General features: G+C 45.2%; 16 protein-coding genes, 1 tRNA gene and 2 pseudogenes. 10 read left to right on the top strand and 9 right to left on the bottom strand.

Annotated elements, in window-relative coordinates:
* Positions 1-7: 7 nt before the first annotated feature.
* Positions 8-976: a hypothetical protein gene (locus tag EKM87_RS01320; RefSeq protein ID WP_125681044.1), complete on the bottom strand. Its 969-nt coding sequence runs from the start codon at positions 974-976 to the stop codon at positions 8-10.
* A 292-nt stretch (positions 977-1,268) separates the two neighbouring features.
* On the opposite strand from EKM87_RS01320, the gene EKM87_RS01315 reads away from it, so the two are divergent.
* From EKM87_RS01315 to EKM87_RS01300, 4 genes are all read left to right on the top strand, one after another.
* On the top strand, positions 1,269-1,478 hold the full coding sequence (locus EKM87_RS01315) for a hypothetical protein (RefSeq protein WP_125681042.1): 210 nt from the start codon (positions 1,269-1,271) through the stop codon (positions 1,476-1,478).
* 136 nt (positions 1,479-1,614) lie between these two features.
* A complete protein-coding gene (locus EKM87_RS01310) occupies positions 1,615-2,292 on the top strand; it encodes a hypothetical protein (RefSeq protein WP_125681040.1) in 678 nt (225 codons plus the stop codon).
* A 166-nt stretch (positions 2,293-2,458) separates the two neighbouring features.
* On the top strand, positions 2,459-2,911 hold the full coding sequence (locus EKM87_RS01305) for a hypothetical protein (protein ID WP_125681038.1): 453 nt from the start codon (positions 2,459-2,461) through the stop codon (positions 2,909-2,911).
* Between the two features lie 32 nt (positions 2,912-2,943).
* Positions 2,944-3,279, top strand: a complete 336-nt coding sequence (locus EKM87_RS01300) for a hypothetical protein (RefSeq protein WP_125681036.1) — start codon at positions 2,944-2,946, stop codon at positions 3,277-3,279.
* Between the two features lie 504 nt (positions 3,280-3,783).
* Here the strand turns inward: EKM87_RS01300 and EKM87_RS12720 are convergent.
* Positions 3,784-4,829: pseudogene (locus EKM87_RS12720) on the bottom strand (IS30 family transposase).
* A 136-nt stretch (positions 4,830-4,965) separates the two neighbouring features.
* Here EKM87_RS12720 and EKM87_RS01290 point away from each other — a divergent pair.
* The gene (locus EKM87_RS01290) at positions 4,966-5,352 is read left to right on the top strand and encodes a hypothetical protein (RefSeq protein WP_125681034.1); all 387 of its coding nucleotides are present in this window, start codon (positions 4,966-4,968) and stop codon (positions 5,350-5,352) included.
* Here EKM87_RS01290 and EKM87_RS12715 read toward each other — a convergent pair.
* Positions 5,264-5,464 (bottom strand): annotated as a pseudogene (locus tag EKM87_RS12715) (IS982 family transposase); the annotation flags it as partial. The gene EKM87_RS01290 and the pseudogene EKM87_RS12715 sit on opposite strands and share 89 nt — an antisense overlap.
* 161 nt (positions 5,465-5,625) lie before the next feature.
* Between EKM87_RS12715 and EKM87_RS01285 the strand changes: the two are divergent.
* A complete protein-coding gene (locus EKM87_RS01285; protein ID WP_125681032.1) occupies positions 5,626-6,483 on the top strand; it encodes a hypothetical protein in 858 nt (285 codons plus the stop codon).
* 872 nt (positions 6,484-7,355) lie between these two features.
* On the opposite strand, the gene EKM87_RS01280 is transcribed toward EKM87_RS01285, so the two are convergent.
* Together EKM87_RS01280 and EKM87_RS01275 are read right to left on the bottom strand one after the other, a co-directional pair.
* A tRNA-Ser gene (locus EKM87_RS01280) sits at positions 7,356-7,443 on the bottom strand.
* Positions 7,444-7,497: 54 nt separating this feature from the next.
* The gene (locus EKM87_RS01275; RefSeq protein ID WP_125681030.1) at positions 7,498-7,896 is read right to left on the bottom strand and encodes a TIR domain-containing protein; all 399 of its coding nucleotides are present in this window, start codon (positions 7,894-7,896) and stop codon (positions 7,498-7,500) included.
* Between the two features lie 407 nt (positions 7,897-8,303).
* On the opposite strand from EKM87_RS01275, the gene EKM87_RS01270 reads away from it, so the two are divergent.
* Together EKM87_RS01270 and EKM87_RS01265 are read left to right on the top strand one after the other, a co-directional pair.
* The gene (locus EKM87_RS01270; protein WP_125681028.1) at positions 8,304-8,756 is read left to right on the top strand and encodes a universal stress protein; all 453 of its coding nucleotides are present in this window, start codon (positions 8,304-8,306) and stop codon (positions 8,754-8,756) included.
* 141 nt (positions 8,757-8,897) lie between these two features.
* Positions 8,898-10,076 (top strand): MFS transporter, encoded by a 1,179-nt coding sequence (locus EKM87_RS01265; RefSeq protein ID WP_225428372.1) that lies wholly within the window; start codon positions 8,898-8,900, stop codon positions 10,074-10,076.
* Between the two features lie 143 nt (positions 10,077-10,219).
* Here the strand turns inward: EKM87_RS01265 and EKM87_RS01260 are convergent, their stop codons facing one another.
* From EKM87_RS01260 to rnz, 4 genes are all read right to left on the bottom strand, one after another.
* Positions 10,220-10,738 (bottom strand): adenine phosphoribosyltransferase, encoded by a 519-nt coding sequence (locus tag EKM87_RS01260; protein ID WP_125681026.1) that lies wholly within the window; start codon positions 10,736-10,738, stop codon positions 10,220-10,222.
* Positions 10,739-10,761: 23 nt separating this feature from the next.
* Positions 10,762-13,077, bottom strand: coding sequence for a single-stranded-DNA-specific exonuclease RecJ (gene recJ, locus EKM87_RS01255; RefSeq protein WP_125681024.1), 2,316 nt, complete (start codon positions 13,075-13,077; stop codon positions 10,762-10,764).
* A gap of 70 nt (positions 13,078-13,147) precedes the next feature.
* A complete protein-coding gene (locus EKM87_RS01250; protein WP_125681022.1) occupies positions 13,148-13,537 on the bottom strand; it encodes a LapA family protein in 390 nt (129 codons plus the stop codon).
* Positions 13,538-13,539: 2 nt separating this feature from the next.
* Positions 13,540-14,487: a ribonuclease Z gene (rnz, locus tag EKM87_RS01245; protein WP_125681020.1), complete on the bottom strand. Its 948-nt coding sequence runs from the start codon at positions 14,485-14,487 to the stop codon at positions 13,540-13,542.
* A gap of 171 nt (positions 14,488-14,658) precedes the next feature.
* On the opposite strand from rnz, the gene EKM87_RS01240 reads away from it, so the two are divergent.
* A complete protein-coding gene (locus tag EKM87_RS01240) occupies positions 14,659-14,934 on the top strand; it encodes a hypothetical protein (RefSeq protein ID WP_125681018.1) in 276 nt (91 codons plus the stop codon).
* 13 nt (positions 14,935-14,947) lie between these two features.
* A complete protein-coding gene (locus tag EKM87_RS01235) occupies positions 14,948-15,697 on the top strand; it encodes a hypothetical protein (RefSeq protein WP_125681016.1) in 750 nt (249 codons plus the stop codon).
* Positions 15,698-16,186: the final 489 nt, after the last annotated feature.

The following is a 16,186-nucleotide window of genomic DNA, read 5'->3' as shown; positions in this document are numbered from 1 at the left end:
ATACCTATCACTTACCATCTGCTACCCTACTGTATAGAAAATGGAAACTGATCCCAAAGCCTGATGTGTCAGGCCATCCAGCATCCATTAGACTTCCCGGATAACCAATTGCGGCAACTAGATAAAAATTCCTGGCACGGTGCGTACTAAGCACATTTTCAAAATACTTAGCCAAATCATTGATTAACGTGCCGGTCTCCCCCGTATTTGGGTTGAAACCAGCAGTATGCAGTACGCGTTCAATTACTGGTTGGTTCCAGCTATCAAGCATTGGTGTTGCCGTCTCACTGCCAACCTTTCCGCCAGTCGCTGAATAAATAAAGCGTAAATCTTTGGGCTGTAACTTAAGCGGTCCCGCCTCTTCCCCAAATCCACTAGTCAAAATTGATTTCGTCAAAGTACCGGTCCAATCGTCAAGGTCCGACAAGGCAGCCGTGTAAATTGCTGATAAGTTCTGACTTTGCCGATACCCGTCTCGACGCATTTGTTCTGAAACTAACTTCGTAAATTTCTGACTATCCTGATAATTATGATCTTTAGACTTTTTAGGTACGATGAAATTCGTTGAGATTGGTTTAGATGTCACAGGTCGCGCACTTGAAGGACCGTCTCCTGATTTCTTGGTCAGGTACCCCCGCCAAATCCATCCAGAATATCGGCCATCTACACTAGTCACATGATAATAGACCGCAGAGCTTTTCTTGGCTTTGCGATATAACTTTTCATGACCAGTGGTAACAACTGCCTGATTGGTCAAAGCATTACCATAAGAATATTTGCTGCCAAGATGTTTTGAATAGAGGGTCCCGCTCTTAGTCATCAGGGTGTGTTTTCCCATTGTTTTACGCCACACAAGTTTTACTGAATTTGACCGGCGTGCTGAATAATTGTGACTAGCATGAGCATTCGTATCGGTTACATTGAAGATACCCAAAATAATGGCAAGTCCCAAAATCCATTGACTGTATTTTTTCATCTACATCCCCTCCTGCCTTTTGAGTCTAGCATGTAGCGCAGAACTGGCACAGAGAATCTGCATCATTTATTTAGCTATGAAAGCGATATCGTAATTATCGATAAGGTTTCTAGCCCTATGTAGTGCAGTCTAAACCGTGTCATGCCATAACCAGATTACCCAATAGTTTCACTTCCTATTCACAGAAAACTGCCCCATCACAAAGGACCCCCCTCAACTGCTAGCACGTATGGTATCATTTACTTATCTCGCTACTCAATTATTGAGCAGCACAATTATTTGGAGGAATCTTATGACTGAAAATCCACTAGTCGTTGAAATTATTAAACTTGCTACTAACCATGACCAAATTGCCCTACATCTACTGAGTACCGAAAAACATTTGACTATTAAATCGGTTTCTAGCGAGCGAACCGACGTACTGGTTGCGACAACTTGGAATGACAAACCGATTGTAATCAATCCAGCGAACATTATGTATGCAGTCCCATTGGCACGATAAGTCAAATGAGCCCTACGCTACTACTTGATCACAGTCCAAAAAATTATAGGAATTTCGGAGAAACACTGCTATGAACAGGTCAACCTCATTGCTGCTTACACTATTCACTATTTCCTCACTTAGCCCTTTCACAAGTATGACAGCCATCGCGTCAACAACCTATAAGACCACCCCTTCAGTTACCAGAGGAACTTGGCATCCCAAATGGGTCACCACCAGGAAACTTCCCGATAGCAAGATTCATGTCTATTCTAAAAAGATTAATTTAGGTAGCAATTCGTATACATTACGCTATGCTAAAAAGACCTCTTTCAAGCATTACACGTTTTATTTAAACAAGCATAAGCCAGTCAAAGTCTTCTATAGCAGTCGTATCGTCGGTAATCGAAAGAGTGTTAAAACGCTGAGCATTAAAGTTAACACCTCCACTTCTGGGTACGATGGCTTATTTTATATGGGAAACTTGCTCAAGTACCCCTTCAAAGATACCAATTTCATCAAATTGGACCCAATCTATCAACTAGGATTACCTTTCGATTATTACGAAATAACCGGGAAAACTTTGCCTGGAGCAACACTCTCACTTAGCAGTGGCGAAGACACTCAGGCTTATAAAGACGGAACATTTACGTTAAAAATAAAACCCCAGGGCCTATTAGCTATTGGTGAAACAGTGACCCTCACTTCAAGACGCTCATCTGCCAAGACAATTCAGCAAGTATTAGCCGTCACCCCAGATCCAGACGATGATCACTATGACCGTTCAAATTATGAAATTGATGGTACGACTACTTACGAGACTGACTATTCTTAACCAAGTTAACTTAAGGTGACCTTTGGTTCGAAAGCTACAAGTGCTCATCCATTGGAGAATGAACAAACAGATATTACTGACATCCCTAATGATGCCTTGCTATTTTAGAAATTTCGTCCAAAACTGACGACATTAAAAGCTGTCTATATTCCCGGAGAGACTAACCATGAAAAAAGGTTTAATAATTTTAACAGTTTTATTGTCAACATCACTGTTGGCATCGTGCGGTAAAGGCAACACTTCTAAAGAATCATCTGCTAGTTCCAAGTCATCTAGCGCCCTAGTGTCAAAACAAAAGAAGCAATCGGCGAAAAAGGCAGCCAAACGTGAATCGAAAAAATCAGCTAAAGCTCAAGCAGACAGTAAGTCATCTAGTCTGGCAGCAAGTTCCCAGAGCTCATCTTCCTCAACAAGTAGCTCATCAGTATCAAGTCAATCCAGTTCTTCAAGTGAATCAACGCCAACGACTCTAACTGCATTTGTTAATAAGTACGGTGAATCACCGGTGGCTTATAAAATGGATCATGGTATGTCACAAAAAGAAGCTCTGGCTTCCACACCAGACTCGATGAAATCTTCTGGAGAAATTCAAATGGAAGATCAATTAGGAATTAAATAGATACTCAAAAATACATTTTAGGGGAAATTATTTTGAAAAAGACATTAATTGCAATAACACTGCTTTCTAGCCTCTTCTTATTCTCATCAACGGCTGATGCTAGCTATCTAAATGGAAATAGTTACGCTGCTGAAGCTAAAAAGTCCGCAACCGCGCGAAAAACAGTTCGTGTTTATAAAGTTACGACTGGCAATTATGAGGCCAATAATCACTTTACTTTTTATGGATACTTACATAAGGGGTCAAAAGTTAAAAGATCTTCATACCTAATGAGTACAGGTGGTTGGATTATTAAATCTCCTCATAAATATTATCACAACAAGCGTACTTTCTTTTTAGTAGCAAAGGGAAACTGGTACTATAAATAACACACCGGTTTTTTACGGTTTATAAAAGCAAGAACCTCGTTAAACGTTAATTCAACGAGGTTCTTGTTTTTTAATATTCTTCTAACGAGTTCTAATAAGGAAAGTACAGGAATTCGAGTCAGTCAGGAAAGCCTTGATACCACGGCTTTTATAATCACATAAAATTAAATGTACACCATTTATGAACCACCTAGGCGGGGAAATTACAAAATTCCAAGCACATTTTCTACCCCCCTTTTTTAAAAGCCTTTTCATGAAAAATCCACTCCAACCCTTGAGGTATTGTTTTTGTCCATACTTATGTTTTACGATTAGTTTGTTCCACAATCATAGCTTCACGAAAGGATGAGTTAGAAATGCGAGAAAAATTGTTAGATAAATATCTCGGCTATAGCGTTGAAGAACTAAAATCGTAAATTGCAAGAACAAGTTAGTCACTAGGACCAAGTACTAGTACCAAGGGATTCTCAGGGCTTGGAGTTGAGTGTGATCATTGAGCTGAGCTTAGCCGTAGGCGGCAGCGAAGCACTCGGCAGGTGACCGGTAGTCGAGTTGACGACGAGGCATATTGTTCAGCTTGTCAGCGGTCTTAGCGACATCGGCTGGACTAACCGTATCGAGCGACTCGCCCTTAGGGAAGTCGCGGCGAACCATGCGGTTGTGAACTTCATTAGTTCCACGTTCACTGGAGGTGTAGGGGTGCGTAAAGTAGACCGGGGCGACTGATGTCATTACTTGAGAAAGGGTCGCAAACTCTGGATCGTTGTCCGCAGTAACTGACTTGATAATGGGCCCGTACTCAGCAATGATTGCGTGCATGATGTAAGCCACGGAATCAGCGTCACGGCCGTCAATCAGACGGATAATCTGGAAGCGAGTTTGACGCTCAATCAAGGTCATAATCACACTCTCTTGACCATCGCGCTTACCAACAATAGTATCAATCTCAAAGTGCCCAAACTCTTCACGTGACGCCACTTCAGCGGGCCGTTCTTCAATGCTTAAGCCTAGTAGCCGATTGTTCTTATGAACGATGTGCTTTGGCAGTCGGCGACTCATCTTCTCAGCGAGGTCCATGTTACAGACCTCTAAGAGTTGTTCATCGATGTACTTATACAGCGTTTTGGTGCAAACTATCTCATCAGAGCGGAAGAGTCCCAACGCTTTAGCCCGACCAACAGCAACGTCGGGTGCCCAGCTATCAGTCTTAAAATGCTTAACAAAAACGCTAAAACCTGATAGAACTTACAAGGACGGTGGCAGACCTTACGCTTCTCGTGATACCGCTGTTCAGCCAACTCCGCTACGTAGATCTCGTAGAACTTTTCCTTACCGTTAACCAACCGTTTATTGGTCACCACCACCCCCCGCTTAATCTCGTTGTTTATGGTTTGCGGGCTAACACCAATCACCTTGGCAATCTTACGACGAGAATACCCGTCGTGATTAAAGTAGACCTCAATGTTTCCACGCTCTTTCAAAGTTAGGTGGTGACCCTTGGGGCGATTCATGGTAAGCTGTTCTTGCATCAAGACGAAGACCTCTTTCATTGTTTGTGTGAGAACTCCAATGATACCTGAGATTTACGTCTTGGTGTATTTATTTTGGGCTAAATTCTAAGTGGCTAACTTGATTATAAAATTCGCCGAAGAACTAAAATTACGACTCGCCGAAAGTAGCAGTTGGATGATTTTTTTAGTTGCAATCTCCATCATTTCTTTTTCCACTGCAGTGTTTGGAATTGTTTTTTCGGTTCAAAATACTTTACAATCTCTTGCCGAGTCCCACGTTACTGCAATTGTAAATGCTACTGGAGATCTGAGTGTAACCAGACATTATACAAACTTTAACGATTATGCTTCGTCTGACTTAGACTTATTCAGAATTTTAATGGTATCCATGGCGATAGTCTTGTTGCTAACACTTATTATTACCGCTTGGAATAGCTATACAAAATCTATAAAATTCGAAGTATTACGTGGGCATAACCGTAACTTAGTAGGAACCGATAGAAGAAGCGCTGGTTGGTCATACCCAGTTCTACCTATCAGCAAAGCAAATCCAGCAGCGTAATGTCGTCTAACTTTGCGTGTTGATAATTCTTTCTAAACTGGATTGATAGTGGAACAAACCGTTGATACAGCGGTGATAACAGATCAATCCGTTTAGCTAATGGTGATTGAATTTTAACGCTTGATTGCTTATACTATTTTTGGTCCAACCTGGCATTCACTTCTTTGATTAGTAGAATAACTATAGTGTAGCCTCGTTGGACTATTTTTATACAAATCTAATCAGGTAGCATCAAGCGTATTACTTAAGGCCTTATTTAGGAGCATTCATCTCATGAAACGAAAAAAAGTAAATAGAATTCTTATTAGAGACAGACATCAAATTCGTAATTTCAAAGAAGAAACAGTACCAGAAGCACTATTAAATGTAAAAAGGCTATGGGATTATTCAATTGATAGCTTATCCGTCGATGAATTGAAAAGCATCCTGCCAAATCAGCTCATATTAAATACCCGTGTTCGCACTCTGCAGCCTGGTACTATTTATTATAGAGCTCGTATTACGGACACCAAAAATTATCGCAATCTCAGCTATTGGGACACTTCGCAGTTCTGGGAAACGCCTCAAGAATATGTCAAACATTGGGGACGATTAAATCAACCACATGAATCTATATTTTACTTGTCTGATAACGTGCCACAAACTCTCAAGGAAATACGTTACCAAGTGAAAAAGAGTCGGCATTATGCGGTCATTGTTAACTCATTCAAGGTAATCAAACCCATAACAGCTACGCAAATTGGCTATTACGGTAAATCCGGAAGTGTAGCAGACATTTATTCAAAGATGGTTAGCGATATATTCTCTCTTCCCTCAGAAGAATATGGAGAGAATGTTTACAAGCTATCAAACTATTTGTCAAATCTTTATAATTTTTTTCCTAATAATGCAGCTGCGTTTTTCTTTACACCCGTTTTGAGTCCAGAGAATGATGCTCTGAACTTAGCAATCGATCCATATGATGCACACAAATATTTTGCTTATAATGGTTCAATCGTAATTCCTAAATACAGAGAATCAGTTGATGGTAATATAACCGCAGCCTGGGCAAATGATGCTAATTTCAATCAATTAAATCCATCAAAAAGTAAACAATGGATTTATAATAATTTCAAAATTGACTATAATTAGTGCATTATTTGCTATTTCCAAAAAGCCACCCTACCCGCATGGGCAGAGCGGCTTTAATAATACTTAACAATCTTAAGTAACTTAAATGATTCCTTCGTAAAATGTGCGCTATAACCATATTTCATAGCTGACTTGTATTTTTTACCTTTTATTGGCCAATCCATTCCACCCGCACCAGCAAAGTGAGCATAGACAATTTCGCCCTTATGTCATTTAAATCTCTGAGTGACCTTATTCTCATATGTATAATTTCCAGACTTAATCTTCATTACCTTAATTGGTTTCTTCACTTTGACCTTATAAGAGTGAGCTATATAGTTGTCATACCAAGGTTTTGCATCAGCAACTACTCCGGCGCCACATATCAATACCAGCGATGTTACAAGCAAGGACAAAAACACAGTTTTTTTATTTCCAAAATAAACACTCTCCCTTTTTCAGTCGACACTTAATTATACCAAAAAGCCGCTCCAAACGAGATTCGCTAGCCTATAAGTCTCAAGGGATAAGTACACACTCTTTGCGTTCTCATGGCGCCTAAAACTAGATGATGTTAGAACCATAATCTAAATTTCTACCTACCCAGGTGAATTGAAATTAAAGAAAATAAATTAGAATAGCAAGTATGATGGCATTAACTGAAAATATTCCTCAGTACATTCTTCTAATCGATTGATACCAAATAACCCTCAGGAGTTTTCCAGTCCAAAATGGTGCACTTTCATTTCAGCACGAACGCTATTTTTGATGCTATTCACATAAAAGTACACCAAATTATCGTTTCAATCCATTCTCACGCGTTTTAAACCAAACAAAAACGCCGTCAATTCGGTGATTGACGACGTTAGGAATAGGTGAAACAATTTAATTTAAGGAGAGTACAGGATTTGAACCTGCGCGCCGGTATTAGCCGGTTCGACGGATTTCGAGTCCGTTGCATTACCACTCTGCCAACTCTCCAAGTGATTACTTATTTATTCTACCAATTATGAATATAAATGCAAGCCCCGTTTGCTAAAATCTCCGTTGCGTTAGCATAACTGGGTCAAATGGATCAATCCACACCGGTTTCGTACTCAACAATCCCAGTGGCACAATACTCGTACTATCTAGTTTAGCCGCCAACAATTGCTTATCGTGAGCCAACGCCATAGAAATTTCCCAATCCGTCCATTCCGACTGCCAAGTGGTCCGACTAATCATGACCAATAATTGCTGGGACCGTTTAATTTCCCGCAACAATTCACGTTTGATACGGCCCGCTCCCCGTTCTGTAAACCTCACAGGCGGTTCCTGTTCATGAAAACTCACCGTCGGAAAATCCCAATTGTGACTCGCCCACTGGTGAAACCGCACCTGTACAGAATGCGCCAACGGATCTGCCGATTGATAACTCACAAACAAATCACTCATCACTTTCGTCTCCTCTCGCTGAATTAGGTCTATTGTATGCCCCACGTGAGTCAAAACCATTACATTAATGTTTATTTCTTATGAATACTATACTTATAGGCTAAATCGCCAAACGGTCTATCTTCGTTCGCTACTTACAGTTTACATTTACCCAAATACTCTGCACCTATCAACCGCTTACTTAGCAACTGTTTAGCCAATTCACCCCATTAACTGATTAATCAATATTACCGTAAAGGCACTGTCCCAACACAACTTGGGTCGGTGCCTTTTGTTTGTTATACTGGCTTTGAAAGGGCTGTCAATTTGCCCTCCCAGCATATTTTTCTTCTTAGATGAACGTCATTTACGCTACCTTCATCAACAATAGCGTTGTTCACTTATTTTTCCTAAAGGAGGTTTTCAGCATGTACTCACGATTATTAGTCCCACTTGATGGATCCAGTAACTCGATTGAGGCCCTGAAGACAGCCATTCGGTTAGCCAAAGATTGGCATGCTTCACTAGTTCTACTCCACATTGATGACATCACCCAGGTCAGTTCCGGTGGTCTTGGCGCCAGCTACAACGAAGTCGTTTCCGCAATGCGTAAGGCCAGTCATCAGATTCTCACGGACGCCCAAGCCATGGCCGCCGACAGTGACATTCCAACGACAATTCTCCAAAGTGACGGTTCACCAAAGCAACATATCGTCGAAATCGCCAATAGTCCCGCTGACGCCATTGACCTCATCGTCATTGGTAAGTCCGGAACCAACGCCTTTTCCCGGATGGTGGTTGGTTCAACCACCAACTATGTTGTCCAACACGCCCGTCCCAACGTCTTCGTTGTCAACGATAGTGAATCTGCCAAATCATAGTTTTGCTGGGGAGCCATTGACTGGCTCTTTTTTTTATTCTATTCTTTCATTTAACTAATGACTCCCCAATCTTTTCAACCTTTCCTTTCAACTACGATTCAGCTTATAATTGACTGATGACTTATTTTAGGAGGGATTCTTTTGTCACGTTCCAAACAACCCTGGTTTCTGGTCAGCATGATGCTGATAGCGGCCAATTTACGGCTCCCCATCACCATCATTCCACCGCTCCTGCCCAAGATTGAGCACGCGTTGGCGCTGCCCAGTGCCATGGGTGGCCTACTGACATCGATTCCGTTGGTCACCTTTGCCATCTTCTCACCCATTATTGTGAAGTTAGCGCAACGGTGGGGTAATTCCTGGACCGTCTTCAGCCTGTTTCTTTTACTGATCATTGGCAGCTACCTCCGGTTGATTCCCACCGTGGCGGCCGTCTTCTGTGGGACCTTTTTGATCGGCATCGGTGTCGACAGTGGCAACGTCCTGATTCCTGCCTTAATCAAAGAAAACATGCCCGATCGTGTCAATGTGGGGACCGGCCTCTACACCCTCGCGATGCTACTAATTGGCGCTTTAGGCACCGCCGCAGCCGGCTTTCTAATTGGCCAAATCAGCCTCCAGGCCACGTTAGGCTGGTTATCCGTCTTAAGTATCGTGGCCGCGCTTGCCTGGATTCCCAACCTCCGTCGACCCACCACGACAACGACCACTAACCATCCCCAATCTCAAACCCACTATCAAAGTGTCTGGCATCAACCACTTGGCTGGCTGATCACCCTATTTTTCGGCCTCCAAGCACTCGTTTACTACTCCTTTGTCACCTGGCTACCCGGTATGCTCAGTGCGCACGACATCCCCGCTTTAACGGCCAGTAACCTCCTCACCATCCTGCAAATCAGCGGTCTGCCACTCTCATTCTTAGTTCCCTTTCTCTTCAACAAACGCCACGGCGTCAGCTGGCTGATTGCTCTCATGACCCTGGGGTACGTTATCGCTCCGCTGGGCTTTCTTCTGCCGACGCACGACCTCAGTTGGCTAACCCTCTGCTCTCTGACCATTGGCGTTGGCGCCGGGGTAGCCTTCAACTTAGCCGTGCTTTTCTTCACGGAGAAGACGACCAATCCCATCCAAACTGCGGCCGTCTCCGGGATGGCCCAGTCTGCAGGCTATCTATTAGCCGCTATAGGGCCGCTACTATTCGGCTATCTCCAGAGTCGATTAGGTACCTGGTTGCCCGTTATCAGCCTCCTAGCGCTATTTGCGGCCCTCCTGAGCCTCACGGGCGTCCTTATTCAGCGGCACGGTCTGATTGCCGAGTAGTTTTCCCCCTCGAAATGTTAACCACTCTTCAATACCAATCAAATTTAGACAAATACACAGTCCCAATCTACTCATCGATACTGTTAAAAACAAAAAATGGTGGACCGCCTCAATGTTTCGAGGCGGTCCACCATTTTTTGTTTTTAGTAGTCCATTAAACTGAAGATATCGTAACCCTTCAGCTTGTCACGACCGTGAAGGTCCTTTAATTCGATCAAGAATGCTGTACCGACCACGATACCACCCAGGTCTTCGACCAATTGAATCGTAGCACCAATGGTCCCACCGGTAGCTAACAAGTCGTCAGTCACCAATACCCGTTGACCAGGCTTGATGGCATCCTTGTGCATGTATAGGGCTGATTGACCGTATTCCAGATCATAGGTTGCCTTGACCGTTTCGCGAGGCAACTTGCCTTGCTTACGAGCTGGTGCGAACCCAATATTCATTTCGTAAGCCACTGGGCAACCCACGATAAAGCCGCGGGCTTCTGGACCCACGACCATTTCAACACCCTTGTCCTTAGCGTAAGCCACAATTTCGTTGGTTGCGGCGTGAAAAGCCTCACCATCAGCCATTAATGGCGAGATGTCCCGGAACATGATGCCCTTTTCTGGGTAATCCGGTACGCTTGCAATAAATTTCGTAAAATCAGTTGCCATAAGTTTAAGTAGCTCCTTTAATTTTAGTTCAATGGGGCATGAAGACGCTGCTTGAGTACGGCGGACGGGCAAAGTAAAAGGTCCGCTTCCGTCTGTACCTGCTGCTGTCTTAGTTGGTAGCTTGGCGCCGTCGTTAATTCCTTATGCTCAGGATGCGCCACACCATTCATCATGCCGTGCTCGATTGTGATGAAGCCACATTCGAAGAAGACCTGAATCATGAAGACTAACTGAGTTCGCGGAATTTGTAAAAATTTGGTCAATTCCGCTAGCTGATGCCCAACATCGACTTGTTGATGCGTAGCAATGAACTTAAATAGTTTAGCATATTGCGCGCGAGTTGGCATCCCTAATTGCGAAAGACTTTCCTTCTTGTACAAATAAGCAGTGACTTTCGCCGGTTGTAATTGCTGTAAAACGGTCTCCAGATCACTCGTTGCGTCGGGACAATCAATCACAAACACCGCGGTATCAGTGGGCAGCGCCGTTTGAACCGTTCCATCATACAGGATTGCCTGACTGCCAGTTGGAACCTGATCACGCAATTGCTGAAAAATATTCCGATGGAAGAAAATATAGGTCCCCGCATCCTTGAACATCGCCTGATGAACCCGGTTGGTTCTGGCATCCACGACTGTCTCTGCAGAAAGCTTCAGGTCCTTGACCATGAGCTGCAATGAATGCCGGCCCTGCCAGACGTTATCTTCAATCGCCCCCAACACAGCCGCCTGATCCGGTGCCGCCGTTAATTCAGGAACGTGGGCCCCAGCACCAAACTGAATGGCATTGAGCTGATGGGCGCCCTCCTGCAGCTGAAATTTCAGATGACTGTGATCTTTACCAATCGCCTTCACCTGTGTCAGACTAGCCGACTCAAAGGCAAACAGTGGCTGACTATTATCCGTCCCAAATGGCGCCATCTTGGCTAACTCTTGGAAGAGTGCTGGCGTAATCGCCGCCACGCTCACCGAAGCCGCCACTGGCAATTCACTAGGTCCACTCTCGGTTAATTTCTGCTTGCCAGCTTCCACATCTAAGGCGTCAGCTAAGGCCGTTAGTTGCGCCTCAGGGACCGTTAGCCCCACCGCCATGTGATGGCCCCCAAATGCTGTCATCAGGTCTCTATGACCATCTAACGCCGTAAACAGATTGAATGCATCCACGCTCCGGCCCGACCCCTTGGCCCGACCATCCTGGATGTTCACGACTAAAGTGGGTTTGCCCGTTTGTTCGACCACCTTACTAGCCACGATTCCCAACACACCTTCGTGCCAATCGTGGCCACTTATGATCAACGTTGGCCGCTGCGCGTGATCGGCATCCGTGGCTTGTGCCAATGCGCTGTCACTGATTTGCTGGACCAACTCTTGACGGTGACGATTTTTTTGTTCAGTCTCCTGAGCCAACTCATTGGCCACCGTATCATCCAGTGTCGTTAACAATTTAACCGCTGGCGTCGCATCGACTAACCGTCCTAGGGCGTTTAAGCGGGGCGCAATCCCAAAGCCAATCGACTGTTCGGTCAATTCTTCAGGTTTAATGCCAGCCCCCTTCATTAATGCCTGTAGACCCGGTCGCTCATCCTGCTGCAGCAACTGTAACCCAAAGTAGACCAGGACCCGGTTTTCATCGACTAACGGCACCAAATCCGCAACGGTTCCAATGGCCGCCAGATCGAGCATGTCTTGCGGAATTTCCTCCCGCAATGCCTGGGCCACCTTGAAGGCTACCCCCGCACCGGACAAACCGCCAAATGGATATTCAGCCCCTGGATAACGCGGATGAATGATGGCGTAGGCGGCTGGCAATTCGGCCGGCAACTCATGATGGTCGGTCACGACTACGTCCACGCCAGCCGCATTAGCCACGTCAATCGCTTCGTTACCTGCCACCCCATTATCGACCGTGACAAATAACTGGGTCCCCGCTGCAATCAACTTTTGGAATGCAGCCACGTTAGGCCCATATCCGTCCGTGAATCGGTTAGGAATATAGTAATTTACGTTGGCACCCATCTCATTGAGCGTTTCATAAAGGATCGACGTACTCGTCACACCATCGGCATCGTAATCGCCGTAAATGGTGATCTGCTGGCCTGCACCAATTGCCTCTTCGATACGGGCAGTCCCCTTGGCCATATCGTGTAACAGGTTCGGGTCATGCAGCTGTTCTGGACCTGGATTCAGAAATTCGTGCACCGCTGCCGGGGTCTGGTAGCCACGATTCCACAAAATTTGCGCCACAATTGGTGAAATCTTTTCCGTTTCCGCTAGGGCTTGCGCCTCTGACGACGGTTGATCGACGTTTTTAATGTTCCATTTGTACTGTGCGGCAATCACCAGCAAACCATCCTTTCCTTTAAAAAACGGTAAAGAGCGGTGTCAATGGCACCACTCTTTCGTTCGTAAGCTATTTAGTTGCTAATTTTTCCTGTAAGTCGGTAATCTGGGCTTTCAGGTCCTGAATCTGCTTTTCTTGTTGGCCAGCGACCTGCTTACTCTTCGAGTTTTGCAGGCGCTTCGTCAAACGTTCATTATCGGCGTTCAATGCTGCAATCCGGTCGTCACTGGTCTTCTCCAGGTCTTTATAAGCCCGATTGTGTTGAAAGGCGTTGATGCTCGAGAAGAGAATCATCAGCACTGCACCGATTAAGATCGATACCAGTAAAACCAGGATCAGTGGCCAGTGAACCGTCGTGAAGCCAAATGAAACCGGCACACTTTCCACGTTTAGAATCGCAAATACCGCCACAACAATTACCAATAAGATTGTAAGCACAATTCGCCATTGATTTTTCATTGCTAGTCACCCTTTGTGGTCAATTTTTGAAACGGCACGTCCACCTCATCAAAGTCCTTAACGACCCGCGTGTTATGGAAGATTTCTCGTGCCTGATGTTGCAGGTCTTGCGCCATCTTCCCAGTGTAACGCGCAGAAATATGGTTTAACAGGAGCATCTTCACGTGCATCCGCTTAGCCAGTTCAGCCGCTTGGATGTTGGTGGAGTGGTAATACGACCGCGCCAACTTGCTTTCGCCCTTGGCAAATGTACTTTCGTGAACTAACACGTCGGCATCCTTAGCCAACCGCTCGGCATTCTTCGTTTGACGGGTATCACCCAGTAAGGCCACGATGCGGCCTGGTTGGGCTGGCCCGAGGAAGTCCTGACCGTTGATCGTCCGTCCATCAGGCAACGTTACCGTTTCGCCCAACTTCAACTTGCCGTACACTGGTCCAGACGGAATCTTGGCTTCCCGCAACTTATCAACCTGCAGTTCACCTGGGTGATCCTTTTCAACCACGCGGTACCCGAAACATTCAATTTTGTGATCCAGATGCTGCGCATAAACTCGAAACTTATCGTCTTCAAAGATTAACCCATCCGCAGCGATTTCTTGGTAATGAATCTTATAGGATAACTTGGTCTCAGAGACCCGCATGCTAACCTCTACGAAGTCACGAATACCCTTAGGTCCGTAGATAGTCAGTGCAGAATTTCCGCCCTGAAACGACCGACTACTCAACAAGCCCGGTAGTCCAAAAATGTGGTCACCGTGCAAGTGGGTAATAAAAATTTTATCAATCTTCCGCGGCTTTAAAGTCGTCCGCAAAATTTGGTGCTGGGTGGCTTCACCCACGTCGAATAACCACACCGAGTTTCGTTCGTCCAGCAAACGTAACGCCGTGCTAGACACATTGCGAAACTTTCCCGGTGAACCGGCGCCTGTTCCTAAAAATTCAATTTCCATATTTTTTCGTTCCTATTCTATAATTAAAGTCCGTCCACTATTTTAGGGGATTTTCGCCTAAACCGCAACTTTTCCGGCGCGAACCCGACCTGATTTTAGCAAATAATTCATTAGGGTTCCCTCGCAAAGTTCGGTATACTAGGGTTAAGCTAATGATTGTGGAGGTGGCCCATGCGACTCATTGATTTTAATCTCTCAACGATCGACCTACATCCGGGACTCGAGCTCTACTGGGAACACGCCGGTAGCCGTCAACCTATTGTCGATCTGCAAACTAGCGCTGAGCAACTCCGCCTGCTGACCGGTAATAGCCACCCCTTAACACTCGACCAGTTCCGTACACGGAGTCAACAGGTCAACCAGCAGGCCAGCCTTTTCATTGAACAAACCCCACCACAGCGCCTCTATGGGTACCGCTTGGTGCCACATCAAATTTTACTTGGATGAAAGGAGTTTTACCATGCGTTATTTCAAAACCACGCTATTTGCAGCGCTGAGCGTTCTCGCCCTCGGATTGGCAGGTTGTCAGTCAAACGCGTCAAAGAGCACGGCTAGTTTTAAGGATAGTTCTTCAGAATCCAGCCACTACAGCGCCCCCAAACCGGACGCGGCCGTCTCCGCCTCTTCATCTTCTAAGGAAGCGCAGACGTACAAGCCAAAGAAAAATCAACTCACCAGTCCCAGTTACGTTAAATCTGGCAACCTCAAGAAAACTGGCCAATTCACTTACGACAAGGTCGGCACTAAGGTTCAACTGAGTGAAGTTGCTCACCGGGCAGCCACCATCAAGAGTGGTAAGTTGACCTACAAGGTCACTACCGTCCGATTGATCAAAAACACAGCGAAAACTGCGGCCGCTAAGCGAATGGCCGCGCAAGCCCTCAATTTACCAGAAATTCAAAGTCCCTACTACACGATTCAGGTTAAATTTACCATCACGAACCGTGGCAAGCAGGACCTCATCACGGACGGCATCAAGAGCTTACGACTCCGCAAGGGCCTCCAGCTAAACGCGGCCAACCAGTTGAGTGATGCCAGTGCCGGTAAAACTATCCCAGCAGGCCAAAGCTTAGACACTTGGGCGACCGGATTAGCCGGTCAAAAGACCAAGCCCACGTTCAAGACAGTTAAAATTGCCTTCGCTGGTGCCTACAACGGCGATCAAAAGCAACTCGTCAGCCCGACCGGCTGGTTGAAATTAACGCTATAATCGCGTAACCTTGTGCATCCCCGAGATCGCTTTTCAGGACTGTGATGTTAGTCGCAGTCCTTTTTGGTGTCTAAACGATTATCTATTAGTTTTCAACCACTCTTTCGGATTGATTGAATAGCTTGTAACCAGCTTAAAACTGACAACTCAATCGAACTGGAGGTGGTCAGGGATGGGGCCCAGCAGTGAAAATGTCGTTAGCTGACGTTCTTTGTTAGCTTACGACATGGGCGGCTTTGAAGACACGGGGGCTTTCGCGGCTTTAAAACGAGCGAGAAGCCCGTCTTGTGGCTGAAGCGTCCCCACAGCTGGACCCCATCCCTGACCACCGGAGAGTGTCAATCCGAGTAATCATTTGGTTCTATGATATTTGGTGTTGATAGAGAAATCTATCGACACCATTTTTTTGTATGACGAATTTACAATTGAAGTGCAACAAGTAAGAAGAAAATAAAAAAGAACTCATAGCCTGAGTCCTGTAAAATGAAG

Origin of the sequence: Levilactobacillus yonginensis (assembly GCF_003946265.1) — a bacterium.
In the GTDB taxonomy this organism is placed as follows: domain Bacteria; phylum Bacillota; class Bacilli; order Lactobacillales; family Lactobacillaceae; genus Levilactobacillus; species Levilactobacillus yonginensis.
The sequence above is the reverse complement of the archived record's forward strand: the minus strand, read 5'-3'. Positions and strand labels throughout refer to the sequence as shown.

Bases quoted from the DNA above. Each gene is read 5' to 3' on its own strand.
- EKM87_RS01320 (WP_125681044.1), bottom strand. From the start codon at position 976: ATGAAAAAATACAGTCAATGGATTTTGGGACTTGCCATTATTTTGGGT.
- EKM87_RS01315 (WP_125681042.1), top strand. From the start codon at position 1,269: ATGACTGAAAATCCACTAGTCGTTGAAATTATTAAACTTGCTACTAAC.
- EKM87_RS01310 (WP_125681040.1), top strand. From the start codon at position 1,615: ATGACAGCCATCGCGTCAACAACCTATAAGACCACCCCTTCAGTTACC.
- EKM87_RS01305 (WP_125681038.1), top strand. From the start codon at position 2,459: ATGAAAAAAGGTTTAATAATTTTAACAGTTTTATTGTCAACATCACTG.
- EKM87_RS01290 (WP_125681034.1), top strand. From the start codon at position 4,966: ATGATTTTTTTAGTTGCAATCTCCATCATTTCTTTTTCCACTGCAGTG.
- EKM87_RS01285 (WP_125681032.1), top strand. From the start codon at position 5,626: ATGAAACGAAAAAAAGTAAATAGAATTCTTATTAGAGACAGACATCAA.
- EKM87_RS01275 (WP_125681030.1), bottom strand. From the start codon at position 7,896: ATGAGTGATTTGTTTGTGAGTTATCAATCGGCAGATCCGTTGGCGCAT.
- EKM87_RS01270 (WP_125681028.1), top strand. From the start codon at position 8,304: ATGTACTCACGATTATTAGTCCCACTTGATGGATCCAGTAACTCGATT.
- EKM87_RS01260 (WP_125681026.1), bottom strand. From the start codon at position 10,738: ATGGCAACTGATTTTACGAAATTTATTGCAAGCGTACCGGATTACCCA.
- EKM87_RS01250 (WP_125681022.1), bottom strand. From the start codon at position 13,537: ATGAAAAATCAATGGCGAATTGTGCTTACAATCTTATTGGTAATTGTT.
- rnz (WP_125681020.1), bottom strand. From the start codon at position 14,487: ATGGAAATTGAATTTTTAGGAACAGGCGCCGGTTCACCGGGAAAGTTT.
- EKM87_RS01240 (WP_125681018.1), top strand. From the start codon at position 14,659: ATGCGACTCATTGATTTTAATCTCTCAACGATCGACCTACATCCGGGA.
- EKM87_RS01235 (WP_125681016.1), top strand. From the start codon at position 14,948: ATGCGTTATTTCAAAACCACGCTATTTGCAGCGCTGAGCGTTCTCGCC.